Raw genomic sequence first — 14,977 nt, forward strand, 5'->3', positions numbered from 1 at the left:
TACCTTATTTTGAACGCTAACGAGGATATATCCGTGTTTTTGGGAGCGATTTAATGACCAGTGAATTAAACTTTTTGGAACTTTTTTTGAAAGCAAGCGTTGTTGTTCAACTTGTAATTGTGATTTTAATTGCCTTTTCGATTATCTCGTGGGCGATCATTATTCAACGTAGCCGTGTATTAAGTAAAGCGTTGAAAGATTCTGCCACCTTTGAAGATCGCTTTTGGTCTGGCGAAGATCTCAACAAATTATATGAAGGGCTGTCTAATCGTCGTGATGGCTTAACGGGCAGCGAGCAAATTTTTTATGTGGGCTTTAAAGAGTTTTCACGCTTGCAAAAAGCGAATCCATACGTGCCAGAAGCCATTATTCAAGGAAGCTCACGAGCAATGAATTTGGCAATGAACCGCGAAGTAGAAGAAGTCGAAAATCGCATTCCTTTCCTCGCCACCGTGGCTTCACTTAGCCCTTATATCGGCTTATTTGGTACAGTTTGGGGGATTATGCACGCCTTTATGGCATTAAGCGGTGCAAAACAAGCCACCTTGCAGATGGTCGCCCCAGGGATTGCAGAAGCCTTGATCGCAACAGCGATTGGCTTATTTGCTGCCATTCCTGCGGTAATGGCTTACAACCGTTTAAGTTTACGCGTGAATAAACTTGAGCAAAATTATGGCAACTTCATTGACGAATTTACCACAATTTTACACCGTCAAGTTTTTGGCAAACATCAATAAGTTTCGCCGTAAAAGTGCGGTCAGTTTTTAACAAGTTTTTTAGAGGCAATTATGTCATACCGTCGTAAACGTCGTAAACGTCGTGATATTAAATCAGAAATCAACATCGTCCCTTTCTTGGACGTTTTGCTGGTTTTAGTGCTTATTTTTATGGCAACCGCCCCCATCATCTCGCAAAGCGTGCAAGTGGAATTGCCCGATGCGGTAGAAAGCCAAAGTGTTTCCAATGAAGATAAAATCCCCGTTATTTTAGAAGTATCGGGCATCGGGCAATATAGCCTTTCCATTAACGGCGAGCGGAGCGAAAACCTCAGTGAAGAGGCAGTTACGCAAATGGCTAAGCAAGAATATGACAAAGACAGTAATACAATGTTCTTGGTTGGCGGAGCGAAAGATGTGCCTTATGAAGAAGTGATTAAAGCACTGAATTTACTTCATCTAGCAGGGATCAAATCTGTTGGATTAATGACAAACCCAATTTAAGGTAAGTAGGTCTATTGTGCGTAATCATCAACGAAAGAACGATATTGGCTCAATTACCCTTTCTCTTATTCTGCACATTATTTTATTTGGTTTGCTGATATTTGGCTCGCTTTATTACAAAATGGATATAATGGGTGGCGGCGAAGGTGATGGCGAAGCAATCAGTGCCGTAATGGTGAACACGGGGGCAGCGGCTCAAGAATGGGGGCGTTTGCAACAGCAGAAAAAAGGGCAAGCAGAGAAGCCAACTCAGCCGAAACAACAAGAACCCGATCCGCAAGCACAAAAGCAAGCCTTATTGGAAGAGCAGAAACGCCAACAAGAGCTTGCTCGCCAGAAGCACCTTGAGGAACAGCGACAAAAACAAATTGAGCAACAAAAACAGCTTGAAGCTCAGAAGCAACAAGAGCGTCTAGCTGAACAGCAAAAACAACGCGAAGAACAAGCTCGCATTGCTTTAGAAAAGCAGCAAGAAGCTAAAGCCAAACAAGAGACGGAAGCCGCAAGATTAAAAGCCGAAGCAGAGGCAAAACGCCTAGCCGCACAGGCAAAAAAAGCGGAAGAAGAAGCCAAAGCAAAAGCGGTGGAAGAAGCCAAAAAAGCTCAGCAGAAAGCCGAACAAGAAGCGAAGCTAAAAGCGGCGGCGGAGGCTGACGCAAAAGCGAAAGCCGAAAAAGCAGCCGCAGAGGCGAAAGCGAAAGCCAAAGCCGAGGCAGACGCAAAGGCAAAAGCCGAAGCGAAAGCTAAGGCAGAAAAAGCCAAAGCAGAAGCGAAGGCAAAAGTGGAGGCGGAAAAACGTAAAGCTCAGCAAGCGGCATTAGATGATTTTCTTAATGGCGGTGATATTGGCGGAAGTGCAACGGTTGGCAGTAATACGAATAATGCAGGCAGTCAAGGTAACGGTGCTGCGTCAGGTGCCGGTGATGGTGTCAAAATTGGTGATCGTTATGCAGGCGTGATCAAAAAAGAAATCCAGCGTCGCTTTTTGACAGATCCTAGCTTTAGAGGAAAAGTTTGTCGAATTCGCATTCAACTGGAACGCGATGGTACGATTTCTAACTACCAGCGTGTTTCTGGACCTGATGATATTTGTTCCGCAGCAATGATTGCTGTCGCCAGAACGAAAAAAGTCCCCGCTGCTCCTTCAGAAGCTATTTATAGTAAATATAAAGCACCAATTATTGATTTTGATTGGAAATAATTGGCGTGAATAAGTAAACCCAAGGTGAATTAAATGAAAGTGATCCATAAAATGACAAAATTCATAATGATGGCGTACTTATTATTAGCAAAGGTTGCCGTTGCTAATGATGAAGTTCGTATCGTTATTGATGAAGGAGTGGATGGTGCTCGTCCAATCGCAGTTGTACCATTTAAGTGGAATGGTGTGGATTCAATGCCAACCGATGTAGCTGACATTATTTCAGCAGATTTACGCAATAGCGGAAAATTCAATCCGATTTCTGTATCAAAAATGCCACAGCTGCCTACTTCGGCTTCAGAGGTCAATCCTGAAGCTTGGTCATCTTTGGGCATTGATGCCATTGTTGTTGGTCAAGTTACACCAAATAGTAATGGGTATAGTATTGCTTACCAGCTTGTTGATACGATTGGTGCTTCGGGCATTGCTGGAGCTGTTTTAGCTCAAAATCAATATGCTGTACCTGCAAGTGCAATCCGTTTTGGTGCTCATACAGTGAGCGATGAAGTATTTGAAAAGCTCACGGGCATTCGGGGAGCATTTAGGACAAAAATTGCCTATATTGTACAAAAAAATGGAGGTTCAAAGCCTTATCAAGTGCGAGTTGCGGATTACGATGGATATAATCAATTTATCGTAACACAAAGTTCACAACCATTAATGTCACCAGCTTGGTCGCCAGATGGCAATAAATTAGCCTATGTTTCTTTTGAAAATCGCAAATCTCAACTCGTGGTGCAAGATTTGCTTTCTGGATCTCGCCGCGTGGTGGCATCTTTCAAAGGGCATAATGGTGCACCTGCTTTCTCTCCTGATGGTTCAAAACTAGCTTTTGCATCCTCAAAAGATGGAACATTGAATATTTATGTAATGGATTTAGCTAGCGGGCAAATTTCGCAATTAACCCGTAGTTCGGGAAACAATACAGAACCTTCTTGGTCACCCGATGGGCAGTCTATCATTTTTACCTCAGATAGAAGCGGTTCTCCACAAGTATATCAAATGAGTGCTAATGGTAGTGAAGTAATAATATTGAGTGATGGTACACGAACTTATAATGGACAGATTTCTTCTGATGGAAACATATTAATTATGATCTCCGCTGATCATATTATGAAGAAAGACCTTAAAACAGGTGAAACAACAATGCTAAGTTCAACATTTTTAGATGAAACGCCAAGCTTATCGCCTAACGGAACTATGATTATTTATAGTTCTACACAAGGCCTAGGAAAGGTGCTACAATTAGTTTCGGCTGATGGGCGTTTTAAAGCACGTCTACTAGGAAGTGATGGGCAAGTTAAATTTCCAGCTTGGTCCCCATATTTACATAAAAACTAGGAGAAGTTTAATGAAAAACTTTAAAAAATTATTGATTGTAGCTGGTAGTGTTGCTGTATTAGCTGCTTGTAGTTCATCAAAACATACCGAAACTGTTGCTCAAACTTTCGGTGGTTACTCTGTTCAAGATTTACAACAACGTTACAATACCGTTTACTTTGGTTTTGATAAATACAATATCGAAGGCGAATATCAACAAATTTTAGATGCCCACGCCGCTTATTTAACAGCGACTCCAGCATCTAAAGTATTAGTTGAAGGTAATACTGACGAACGTGGTACCCCAGAGTACAACATTGCATTAGGTCAACGTCGTGCCGATGCGGTAGCTAACTACTTATCTGCAAAAGGCGTTCAAGCTACTCAGCTTTCAACTGTTTCTTACGGTGAAGAAAAACCTGCTGAGCTAGGTCACACCGAAGCAGCCTATGCGAAAAACCGTCGTGCGGTACTTGCATACTAATTTCTTATTTTTCCCAAAAACCGAGTTTTAACACTCGGTTTTTTTATATCCATCACCACAATTAGGCTCGAACAATCTCATTTGTTGTTTATTCGTTCAAATAAACAAAAAACTAAAAATTTTTATTGATTATTAAAATAAAAACAGTATCATAAGCCCCCGTTACGCAACAAGAATGTTGGGTCGTTAGCTCAGTCGGTAGAGCAGCGGACTTTTAATCCGTTGGTCGAAGGTTCGAATCCTTCACGACCCACCAATCAAATGTGACTTCCTAAAAAATTAGGGTCGTTAGCTCAGTCGGTAGAGCAGCGGACTTTTAATCCGTTGGTCGAAGGTTCGAATCCTTCACGACCCACCAAATACTCCTATCGTATTAGTCTAAGAGTTTTGATAAATTATCTTCGGTGAAATAATTATTTTTACAAATTGTTTTTGCGATCTGTATCGCAATAATAGTTTATTTTCATATTTAAAAATCCCCGCACTTGCTAAAGTAGAATATATAAAAGTGCGGTATAAAACATTAGTATTTTAGGTATGAATGTAAAAGGTTTTACATTGCTTGAATCATTGATTTCATTATTAATTTTAAGCATATTACTATTAATGGCATTGCCAATTTGGCAACAAAATCATAATGAAGCGGTGCTTGAAAAAGAGCAGCATAGGCTTTATCTTTTTTTACGTTATATTCAAAGTAGAGTCGAAAACTCTAATGACATATGGTTTTTAGTTGCAAATCGTGATCTCCTTAGTAAGAAATGGTGTATTTCTGCTCAAATAAAACAAGATAAAATCTGTAATTGTTTACAGCCCCAATATTGTTCCAATGAATTAATGGTTAATATTTATACGCCGATGTTCCCGCAAGAAACAATGATTATAAGTAAAAACTATTATCCTAAAGAAATGGCAAGACTGAGCGGTATTCGGAATACCGTGCAATCAGATTGTTTCCTTTTGCAAGCTGGGGATAAACGAACGCTTTTTTCATTTTTTAATGTAGGAAGTTTAAAATTAAAAGATATCTCTTCTTTGAGTGCTTGTGGAGATAAGTAAATGTATCGTCGTTATGTTAAAGGGCAGAGTTTATTGTCTTTAATGCTTTCTATTTCTTTATCTTCTTTCTTATTAATCATTATTTTTTCTTTTTATACCTATAGCCAAAAGCAAAACCAAGAAATGCGAATGCAATTATATTTACAAAATGAAATTGAACGCGTTCTTCAATTAATGGCGAAAGATTTACGGCGTTCTGGATTTCGGGCGGTTACAGAAAAACTGCAAGTTTCCAATTTTCCTTTTTTTGAATTGGATGACAAAGGAACAAGCGTATTGATTAGCCAAGTTTCAGGGGAGCCACTGGGAAGTTGTGTACTTTTTTTCTATGATTTAGATAGTTCTGGCTGTATTGGCTCAACTTATACCAAAGGGCTTTGCATTCAAGATGGAAAAAATCAAGTAAGAGAGATTGAACGTGAGTTATTTGGTTATCGCTTAAATAAAAAAATGTTAGAAACCCGTTTAACTTATAAAAATACGGTAAATCAGGAATGTTCTCAAGAACAATGTCGAACTTATACTCAGCAACCTGCATGCGAAAAAGGAGGATGGGTGGATTTATTTGATAACAAAGAAATTGCCATTTCTCAGTTTTTCTTACAATGGATAAAAGAAGGAGAATTAATTGAAGCCCATCTTATGGGATATTTAGTCAAACAACCGCATATCCAGTATAAAAGCCATATTGTTATTCCATTGCTTAATCAAGGTCGCTGATATGATTGTTCAAAAAGGGATTGCAACGCTTAGTTTACTAATTTTAATTAGCTCATTATTAATGATTACTATGTTCTTTAATCAAGAAATCTTGCATTTGTACTTAGCAATGAATGTACAAAAACAGCACTATTTCAAAAATGATTTAACTTTAATTGAGATGAGTAGAACGCAGGCGAGCCAAACCTGTGAACAATTACCCATTGATTATCCAAGCAGTATTTATCATCTTGTTTTCAAAAATACTGAAAAAAATGACCGCACTTCACATTTTTCTTGGTGCGAACGCATCTCACTATTTAGGAATATCCCGAATAAATCAATGAATGAAGGAGATTTTAATGTTTATTTCTCCCCCTCATCTCTTTCACTTTTTGCCGATAAGCTAAAGCAATTCGATAAAAACCACCATTCATTATATTGGTTTTCAACGCCTATGAAAGAATGGGATATCACAGGAAATATTAAAGCGGTTATTGTGTCAGAAGGTGATCTTATTATCCGCGGGCAAGGTGAAATTCGAGGGGCGGTGATTACAAAAGGGAAATTAATTATCAGCGATGAGATTAAGTTAATCTATAATAAAAACGTGATTAATGAGGTCGTAGAGCATTATCGTTTCTGGCGTTTAGCAAAACGGAGTTGGAATGATTTTGAAACCTTATAGATTGTTAAAATATAAAGGAATGAATTTGTTTTCTTTGCTGGTGACTTTAACGTTGTTTAGTGGTATTTTTCTTTCCGTTAATCAGTGGCTTTCACATCAGCGACAAAGTGCGGTGAGAATTTTCCAAGATTTACAAGCTTGGTCTATTGCAAATAATCAACAGCAGCGTCGGCTTATGGGGCTAGATTGCCAGTCTCAAATTGAACAGAACCACATTATTTTCCATATTTCTTGCGATGGAAATCAAGTTACAGTGCATTATCCCACTGGGAATGTACGTTTATAAAAGGATTGTCCGTGTTTACCGTTTATTATTCCAATTTGCTAGAAGTGCAAAAAGAAATTCTTTTACATTTAATGACTAGGGAACCTCTGGCAGATCACTTGCAATCAGAAGTTATTCTGGTACAAAGCCCTGGTATGGCTCAGTGGCTACAATGGCAGATTGCGGATAAACAGGGAATTTCAGCAAATTTGCAATTTCCTATGCCTTCTACCTTTATTTGGCAGCTTTATCGCGATAATTTACTGGATATTAGCCAACAAAATCAATTTTCTAAAGAGCAAATGGTATGGCGTTTAATGAGATTAATTCCACAACATTTATCGCAACAAGCGTTTTCCCCTTTGCGTCATTATTTACGAGCCGCTCCGCAATCGGTACAACAAAAACAGTATCAACTGGCTGAAAAGGTCGCCGATTTATTTGACCAATATTTAGTCTATCGCCCCGATTGGATCAATGCTTGGGAACAAGGTGATAACAATAAAATCATTCAACAAATTCTTTCACAACATAACGAAAATCAGGGGCAATTAGTTGAGCAAATTGAGCAGCATATTGAATGGCAAGGGATCTTATGGCGTGCGTTAATCGCCGAAATTCAGCAAGAAAATCAGAATGAAACACGCTGGCATCGTGCTTCTTTGCATCAACGCTTTTTGCAATTATTAGCACAAAAAGCGGTGGTAAAATTGCCGAAGCGAATTTTTGTTTTTGGTATTTCAGCATTACCCAAAGTCTATTTAGAAATACTCAAAGGCATTAGCGAGTTTTGTGAGGTGCATCTCTTTTTCACCAATCCTTGCCGTGAATATTGGGGAGATATTGTGGATCGCCAATATTGGCAAAAATTGCAGTTGCGTTCCCGCATTGATCATCAAAGCAAACAATCAAGCCCTTTATTTTCTAGCCAACAGCTCACTCAACTGAATAATGCACAATATGAGTACACCGCTGAACAGGAATTGTTACAGGTTGGAAATCCTTTACTCGCATCTTGGGGAAAGCAGGGCAGGGATTTTCTTTATCTTTTAACCGAACTGCAGGGGAATGAAATCAATGCCTATGTTGAACGGAGAGAAGACAGTCTTTTGCATCAAATTCAGCAACGAATTTTAACGCTAACGCCAACAGGAACAGAAAAATTAGCCCTTATTCCGCAAGACGCTTCTTTTTCTCTTCACGCCTGTTATAGTGCGATGCGAGAAGTCGAAGTATTGCAAGATTATTTGTTGCATTTATTTAATCAAGATTCTAGCCTCACACCAAAAGATGTTGTCGTGATGGTTGCTGATATTGATAAATATACGCCATATATCCGAGCCGTGTTTGGGCAAGGGGAGCCTCATATTCCGTATTCTATTTCCGATAATAAAATCGTTGAAAATAATGTCATAGTGTCTGCATTTCTGAAATTACTCGCCTTAAAAGAAAGCCTTTTTACCGCACAAGATGTGCTAGATTTCCTTGATATTCCAAGTATTCGATCTCGTTTTAATATTGAGCTGGAAGATTTACCTTACATTCATCATTGGGTAAAGAACTCAGGAATACGTTTTGGTTTAGAAAAATATGTTGGTACACAACAAGACAATTACAACGCTTGGAAAGCTGGGCTTGAACGTATGCTACTTGGTTATGCTATGCGAGAGGAAAATGGTATTTGGCAAGATAGTCTTGGTTTTGATAATAGTTATGGGCTAAAAGGGCAATTAGCGGGGTATTTGGCAGAGTTGATTGAGCAACTTTATCAATGGCACCAAACCCTTTGTATGGATCATCCTATTGAAAAATGGCAGCAAGCATTATCACAGTTAGTCGAAACATTTTTTCATTTTGATGAAACTAGCCAAGAGACGCAATGGTATTTAACCGATTGCATTGAACGCTTTATTGAGCCTTTAATGAACGTGAAATTTACACAACCGCTTTGTGCTGAAGTTGTTGTGGAAGCGTTGGCGGATTACTTGCAGGAAAATCCAAATAACTTGCGTTTTTTAGCAGGAAAAGTAAATTTTTGCACCTTATTACCTATGCGTTCAATTCCTTTTCGGGTGGTATGCTTATTAGGAATGAATGAAGGAGAATACCCACGCCAAACTACACCAAATAGTTTTGATTTAATGCAATATCATCACCAAAAAGGGGATCGTTTTAAACGTGATGACGATCGTTATTTATTCCTTGAAGCGTTGGTATCTGCACAAGATTACTTTTATCTCAGCTATGTTGGGCATTCAATTATTGATGACGCCCCCAAAGAACCTTCCGTATTGGTTAATCAGCTTATTGATTATATTGCAGAAAATCTTGTTTCAGATGAAGAGCCATCACAGCCGGATTCCAATGAGTATTGGCGAAACAAACTGATTACCCATCACCCAATGACGGCATTTAGCGAGAAAAACTTCGAAAAAAATCACCGCACTTTCTCTCATAAATGGTTGCCATTAGTCAATAAAACAATTCAAGACGAGCTGGGGTTTATCCAACCATTAAATAATTTAACTCAAATAAAAGACGTAGAATTAACCCAGTTAATCCGTTTTGTTCAGCACCCAGTAAAATTCTTCTTAGAACAGGTGCTTGGCGTTTATTTAAAAAATGATGAGCTAGCTTTAGCTGAAACAGAAAATTTTAGTTTAGATCATTTGGAATTATTTCATATCAATCAAACCTTATTGTATTTGGCTGATGATGAACTAGCGGATTTCTTTGCTCAATTGAAAATAAAAGGCATTATGCCAAGAGGAAATTTTGCTCAAGTGTATGAGCAACAAATTAGCCAAAATATTTTGGGAATTAAAGAGCAAGTCGCCGAATATTTAACAAAAGAAAGCATAAGCGTACCTATCGATCTCAGCTTTAACTTATCTACACAAACATTAATCTTAAACGGCGTATTAGATAAACTTTATCCTCTAGCTAATGGTTTGATGGAACGCGTTACTTGGCGTGTGGGTGGGAAAATCCGCGATAAAGATCTGATTGAAAACTGGATCTATTATTTAGTGCAATGTGCTACACAAGAAAATGTCGCCCCCTCCCATAGTTATGCAAAAGGTGAACAAGTGCGGTTTAAAATTCTGCCAAAAAGCACCGCACTTACCCAATTACAATGTTATCTTGAAGCCTATGTTCAAGCCCAACAATCCCCTTGCTTAGTGCTAACAACGAATCTTAGCCATTATTTCAAAGCACTCAAAAATGAAAAAGGCACAGATGATGAAGAAGCCATTCAACAAAAATGCTTTGCCATCTTGTACGAAAGCATTTACGGTAACGATTATGGCTTTAAGCAAGAAGATAAATACTGGCAACGCGTGCTAAGCGAACAAGAATTAGTGCAATTGGACTTAAACGCGATGAGCAAAACAATGCAAGATTGGTTTGGGTTAATGTTAGAAAGTTGCGAATAAAGAAAACCGCTGAAAATATTCAGCGGTTTTATTAACGTTAAGCGTTGAAATATTGTTGTAATAGCTGTGCGATCCCCGCTTCATCATTGCTCGTTGTGGTAAGCTTGGCTTGATGTTTGACTTCCTCTTCCGCATTACCCATTGCAACACCTAACCCTACGGTGGTGAGCATACTGATGTCGTTGTGATTATCACCAAAGGCGATGACCTGTTGTGGGGAAATTTTCCATTGGTGTAGCACCTCTAGTAATCTTGATCCTTTGGTGTTGCCCGCGTTGGCAATATCCACTCGATCCACCCACGACCATTCACAGCTAAATTGTTCTACGGGTAAATCCGCGATGACGTTTTCCATAATGGCTCGATTTGGTGCGCTGATGACGCATTTCCAAATTGGTGTATCGTGATTGATAACCTCTTGAATACTCTCTACTTTTCGCACAAGTGGGCGAACATTCTCAGGGCAACTCGCCACCCATTTTAGGAATTTTTCCATATGCGGATTGAGTTCCGCATAGTTCATCGCATTGCGGGAATACATCAATAAATGGCAATGATGTTTCGTTGCGGTATCCAAAATTTGCTGGGCTTGTTGCTGAGAAAGTGGATTAGCTGCCAACACTTCATCATTTTGCACATCATAAACATAAGTGCCGTTACAACAAATAATTGGCGTGTCTAGCCCTAGCTCCACATAATAGGGAATCACCACCGTGTGATGTCGCCCCGTGACCAACATTACTTTGATCCCCTGTTGTTTTAACTGAGCAATGGCTTGCTTATTTTCCGCTAAAATTTGCCCTTGCGAATTGAGCAATGTACCATCGAGATCAAAAGCCACAACTTGATAATTCATTTTTCTATCCTTTTCTTCAATGAGTTTTCATTGCCCATAATACGCATTTTTGCCGTGTTTACGCAAATAATGTTTGTCTAATAATTCCTGTTGCATTGGGGCGAGGTTTGGGTTGAGTTGACGGCTGAAAAGGTTCATATAAGCAATTTCTTCCAACACCACGGCATTATGCACCGCATTATCGGCATCCGTTCCCCAAGCAAAAGGCCCGTGCGAATTGACTAACACCGCTGGCACATCTTTCGCTTCGATTTGACGAGTGCGGAAGGTTTCCACAATCACTTTGCCCGTTTCCAGTTCATAGTCACCTGCGATTTCTTGTGGGGTCATTTGTCTGGTACAAGGAATGCTGCCGTAGAAATAATCGGCGTGGGTTGTGCCGAGAGGGAGCAAATCAAGTCCCGCTTGCGCCCATAGGGTGGCATGGCGAGAATGAGTATGCACAATGCCGCCGATTTCGGGGAATTGGCGATATAACTCAAGGTGGGTGGCTGTGTCGGAAGAGGGCTTTTTCGTTCCCCACACTCGCTCGCCCGTGTTCACGTCCACAATCACGATGTCGTCTGCAGTCATTGTTTCATAATCCACGCCAGAGGGCTTGATGGCGACCAGCCCTAAAGTGCGGTCAATTTCGCTCACATTTCCCCAAGTAAAGGTAACCAAATGATGTGTTGGCAAGGCTAAGTTGGCTTGCAAGACTTTTTCGCGTAATTCGGCTAACATTGAAATCCTCCTTCTAACATTTTTTGTTCTATCCAACGGCGTGCGTTGATAATTTCAGCAATCGGTTCATCGGCTTTTTCTGTCCACATTTCAATCAAAAATGCACCGCGATAATTCAGCTCTGCTAAGGTTTTAAAACAGGCGACAAAATCCACGCAGCCCTCGCCAAATGGCACATCACGGAACTGCCCTGCACAGCTTGGGGTAACTTTGAAGGTATCTTTCAAGTGAATAGCAGAAATTTTGTCAATGCCAAGTTTCAGCTCTTCTGCTACGTTGTCATTCCACGCACTGAGATTGCCAAGGTCGGGATAAACGGTGAACCAAGGGGAACGAAGCAAGTCGTCCCATTTTTTCCAACGGGTGATGGAACTCATAAATTGGGTGTCCATAATTTCCACAGCGAGGGTAACTTGATTGCTGGCGGCGAGTTCTACCGCCCATTCTAGCCCTTGTTGGAAGCGTTCGATTGTGCCGGCGTCTTGCTCTTCGTAATACACATCATAGCCCGCCAGTTGAATGGTGCGAATGCCTAAATCTACCGCCAACTGAATGGCTTTTTCCATGATTTCATAGGCTTTTTGCCGAGTGGCTTCATCGTGGCTGCCAAAAGGAAAACGGCGATGCCCCGAAAGGCACATTGAAGGAATGGTGATGCCTGTGTTGAGAACCGCTTGTACCAGCTCGAGGCGTTGGGCTTTCGTCCAATCAAGACGGCTTAGACGTTCATCGGTTTCATCAATGGACATCTCCACAAAATCAAAGCCACAGGCTTTCGCGATAGACAGCCTGTCTTGCCAGCTAAGATTTTTCGGTAAGGCTTTTTCATAAATGCCGAGTTTGTGTTTTCTCATTTGATTTCTATTCCTATTGGCTCTGGCAAAGGAAAAAATCAGATGAAATTAAGACCGCACTTTATGCGAGAATAATATCAAGCCCCGCTGCGGTTAATTGCTCAATGATTTGCGGATCTGCTTCTTTGCCAGTAATTAATAAATCAATGTTATGTAATTGGGTGAATAACATTCCTACTTGTTTGCCCAATTTTGAGCTATCAAGTAAAACAACATATTTTTCTGCTTTGGAAGAAAGCTGCTGTTCTGAGGTTGCAATAATCATATCGGTTTTGAATAAGCCATCACGGGTAAAGCCTTTACCGCTGGTGAACATAATATGAGCAGAATAGTTCGTTTCATTTTGTTGATTGAGCGATAAGGTGATGGATTTTTCTTTGTTATATTGCCCTCCCATAATGACGAGATCCGAATGCTGCTGTTCAATTAAATAATTGGCGAGAGGAATATAGTTGGTGATAATTTGCACCTTTTCTCCTGCTAATTGTTTGCCTAACAGCTGCATTGTTGAACCGCAAGTTAAAATAACGCTCTCACCGTTTTTGCACAGCTTTGCCGCAGCCTTGGCGATGCGTTGCTTCTCATCAAAATGATTAATGATATTTTCTTCTATCAAAGGGGTAATCATATTGATCGCTTCTGCACCATTGCGAATTTTTTTCAGCTTACCTTGCTGATCCAGCTTCGTAATATCTCGTCGAGCCGTTGCGGGAGAGATTGCAAGTAAATCCACAATCTCCGCCGTTGAAAGTGCTTTATGTTGTTCAAGTAAATTCAGCAGTTGCTTATGCCGATAAGTTTCGTTCATTATATTTTCCTTAATGCGTTCAGGCTGTTATTGCAATAATGAGCGAAATTCCCCAGTCCACACTGGGGATAACCAAAACTAAAGCATTGCTTTAAATTGAATATTTGGCTCTTGCTCAAAGCAATCATCAAAGCCTCTTGGATGATGGTATTCAATTAAATCTTTATCCCGTGGATAAACATATTTTCCGCCCACTTCCCAAATAAATGGGTGGAATTTATATTGTAAACGTTCTTTACGCATTTTCCACAAGGCAATGATCTCATCGGTACTTGCCATAAAGTTTGTCCAAATATCGTGATGCACTGGAATAATCACTTTACAGCGTAAACTTTCCGCCATACGGAGCAAATCGATTGAGGTCATTTTATCTGCGATCCCTACTGGGTTTTCACCGTAGTTGTTTAATGCTACATCAATATCAAACTCTTTACCGTGCTTCGCAAATTGGATTGAGAAGTGAGAATCTGCCCCGTGATAAATGTTTCCACCCGGTGTTTTGAACACATAGTTCACCGCTTTGCGGCCCATTTCTTCATCGCTTGGACAAAGTCCTTTTAATTCGCCCCCTTGTGCGTCCGCACCCTCCACTGGTAAAGTGACTAAACAAGTGCGGTCAAAAGAATCAAGGGCGTGGATTTCCACATCTTTAATTTTCACTACATCACCAGGTTTTACGGTGATTAGACGATCTTCAGGCACGCCCCATTTTTTCCACAATTCTGTACAATGCCAAGGGCCGACAAATTTAACGTGATCGAGTTTTGGATTATTCGCAATCGCCGCTGCCACGTTCACATCAATATGATCGCTGTGGTAATGGGAAGCCAAAATGAAATCCACTTCATTAATCGCAAAAGGATCAATCACCATTGGGGCAGCACGCAAGTTAGGTTGTAATTTACGCACTCCAGCCATATTTGCCATTTGGTGGCCTCTCACCATATCTTTCACTTTTTTGGTGGATTTCCCACGGCTACACCATAAATCCATACACAGATTTGCCCCGCCTGGGGTTTTGATCCACACGCCCACACAGCCAAGCCACCACATTGCAAAGTTTCCTTCAGGGACAACTTCTTGCTCAATTTCCTCATTTAGCCAAGTTCCCCATTCAGGAAAGGTTGAAAGAATCCAACTTTCACGCGTAATTTCATTCACATTTGCCATAATCGACTCCTTATTTCTTGAAATATTGATATTCGGGTTAGTAACAGATTTACGTTTTAAATCATTTTAAATCTTATTTAATCATAAATAATCAAAATAAATATGCAAAGAGAATTTTGTTGAATTTGTGATCTGTGTCATACTTTTCTGAAAAATAGTCGTCTTTCTGCTAGGGTTCTACTAGGGGAGAGGG

At 40.1% G+C, this 14,977-nt stretch carries 15 protein-coding genes and 2 tRNA genes; 12 read left to right on the forward strand and 5 right to left on the reverse strand.

Annotated elements, in window-relative coordinates; all coding sequences use genetic code 11:
- Positions 1 to 53 precede the first annotated feature (53 nt).
- The 12 genes from tolQ (at position 54) to recC (ending at position 10,373) form a co-directional block, all read left to right on the forward strand.
- Positions 54 to 737 (forward strand): protein TolQ, encoded by a 684-nt coding sequence (tolQ, locus tag DXZ23_RS01145; RefSeq protein ID WP_017806945.1) that lies wholly within the window; start codon positions 54 to 56, stop codon positions 735 to 737.
- Positions 738 to 788: 51 nt separating this feature from the next.
- On the forward strand, positions 789 to 1,220 hold the full coding sequence (gene tolR / locus DXZ23_RS01150; protein WP_017806946.1) for a colicin uptake protein TolR: 432 nt from the start codon (positions 789 to 791) through the stop codon (positions 1,218 to 1,220).
- Between the two features lie 16 nt (positions 1,221 to 1,236).
- Positions 1,237 to 2,421 (forward strand): cell envelope integrity protein TolA, encoded by a 1,185-nt coding sequence (gene tolA / locus DXZ23_RS01155; RefSeq protein ID WP_017806947.1) that lies wholly within the window; start codon positions 1,237 to 1,239, stop codon positions 2,419 to 2,421.
- 51 nt (positions 2,422 to 2,472) lie between these two features.
- Positions 2,473 to 3,762 carry a Tol-Pal system beta propeller repeat protein TolB gene (gene tolB, locus DXZ23_RS01160; protein ID WP_238544437.1) on the forward strand — a complete coding sequence of 430 codons (1,290 nt, stop codon included), beginning with the start codon at positions 2,473 to 2,475 and terminating at the stop codon, positions 3,760 to 3,762.
- A 10-nt stretch (positions 3,763 to 3,772) separates the two neighbouring features.
- A complete protein-coding gene (gene pal, locus DXZ23_RS01165; protein WP_017806949.1) occupies positions 3,773 to 4,225 on the forward strand; it encodes a peptidoglycan-associated lipoprotein Pal in 453 nt (150 codons plus the stop codon).
- Between the two features lie 180 nt (positions 4,226 to 4,405).
- Positions 4,406 to 4,481, forward strand: a tRNA-Lys gene (locus DXZ23_RS01170).
- Positions 4,482 to 4,507: 26 nt separating this feature from the next.
- A tRNA-Lys gene (locus DXZ23_RS01175) sits at positions 4,508 to 4,583 on the forward strand.
- A 179-nt stretch (positions 4,584 to 4,762) separates the two neighbouring features.
- Positions 4,763 to 5,284, forward strand: coding sequence for a prepilin-type N-terminal cleavage/methylation domain-containing protein (locus tag DXZ23_RS01180; protein WP_017806950.1), 522 nt, complete (start codon positions 4,763 to 4,765; stop codon positions 5,282 to 5,284).
- Positions 5,285 to 6,004 carry a type II secretion system protein J gene (locus tag DXZ23_RS01185; RefSeq protein WP_017806951.1) on the forward strand — a complete coding sequence of 240 codons (720 nt, stop codon included), beginning with the start codon at positions 5,285 to 5,287 and terminating at the stop codon, positions 6,002 to 6,004.
- A 1-nt stretch (position 6,005) separates the two neighbouring features.
- Complete coding sequence (locus DXZ23_RS01190; protein ID WP_017806952.1) at positions 6,006 to 6,671, forward strand: DUF2572 family protein; 666 nt, start codon at positions 6,006 to 6,008, stop codon at positions 6,669 to 6,671.
- Positions 6,652 to 6,957, forward strand: a complete 306-nt coding sequence (locus DXZ23_RS01195) for a DUF5374 domain-containing protein (protein ID WP_017806953.1) — start codon at positions 6,652 to 6,654, stop codon at positions 6,955 to 6,957. The genes DXZ23_RS01190 and DXZ23_RS01195 overlap by 20 nt, the downstream gene beginning before the upstream one ends.
- An 11-nt stretch (positions 6,958 to 6,968) precedes the next feature.
- On the forward strand, positions 6,969 to 10,373 hold the full coding sequence (gene recC, locus DXZ23_RS01200; protein ID WP_017806954.1) for an exodeoxyribonuclease V subunit gamma: 3,405 nt from the start codon (positions 6,969 to 6,971) through the stop codon (positions 10,371 to 10,373).
- Between the two features lie 37 nt (positions 10,374 to 10,410).
- On the opposite strand, the gene DXZ23_RS01205 is transcribed toward recC, so the two are convergent.
- The 5 genes from DXZ23_RS01205 to ulaG form a co-directional block, all read right to left on the reverse strand.
- Positions 10,411 to 11,229 (reverse strand): pyridoxal phosphatase, encoded by an 819-nt coding sequence (locus tag DXZ23_RS01205; protein WP_017806955.1) that lies wholly within the window; start codon positions 11,227 to 11,229, stop codon positions 10,411 to 10,413.
- Between the two features lie 27 nt (positions 11,230 to 11,256).
- Positions 11,257 to 11,952, reverse strand: a complete 696-nt coding sequence (gene araD, locus DXZ23_RS01210) for an L-ribulose-5-phosphate 4-epimerase (protein WP_017806292.1) — start codon at positions 11,950 to 11,952, stop codon at positions 11,257 to 11,259.
- On the reverse strand, positions 11,946 to 12,806 hold the full coding sequence (locus tag DXZ23_RS01215; protein WP_017806293.1) for an L-ribulose-5-phosphate 3-epimerase: 861 nt from the start codon (positions 12,804 to 12,806) through the stop codon (positions 11,946 to 11,948). Before DXZ23_RS01215 ends, araD begins: the two co-directional genes overlap by 7 nt.
- A gap of 61 nt (positions 12,807 to 12,867) precedes the next feature.
- Positions 12,868 to 13,614 carry an HTH-type transcriptional regulator UlaR gene (ulaR, locus tag DXZ23_RS01220; protein ID WP_017806434.1) on the reverse strand — a complete coding sequence of 249 codons (747 nt, stop codon included), beginning with the start codon at positions 13,612 to 13,614 and terminating at the stop codon, positions 12,868 to 12,870.
- Positions 13,615 to 13,692: 78 nt separating this feature from the next.
- A complete protein-coding gene (gene ulaG / locus DXZ23_RS01225; protein WP_017806433.1) occupies positions 13,693 to 14,784 on the reverse strand; it encodes an L-ascorbate 6-phosphate lactonase in 1,092 nt (363 codons plus the stop codon).
- Positions 14,785 to 14,977: the final 193 nt, after the last annotated feature.

The sequence above is a fragment of the Avibacterium paragallinarum genome (assembly GCF_900450705.1).
Lineage (GTDB): Bacteria > Pseudomonadota > Gammaproteobacteria > Enterobacterales > Pasteurellaceae > Avibacterium > Avibacterium paragallinarum.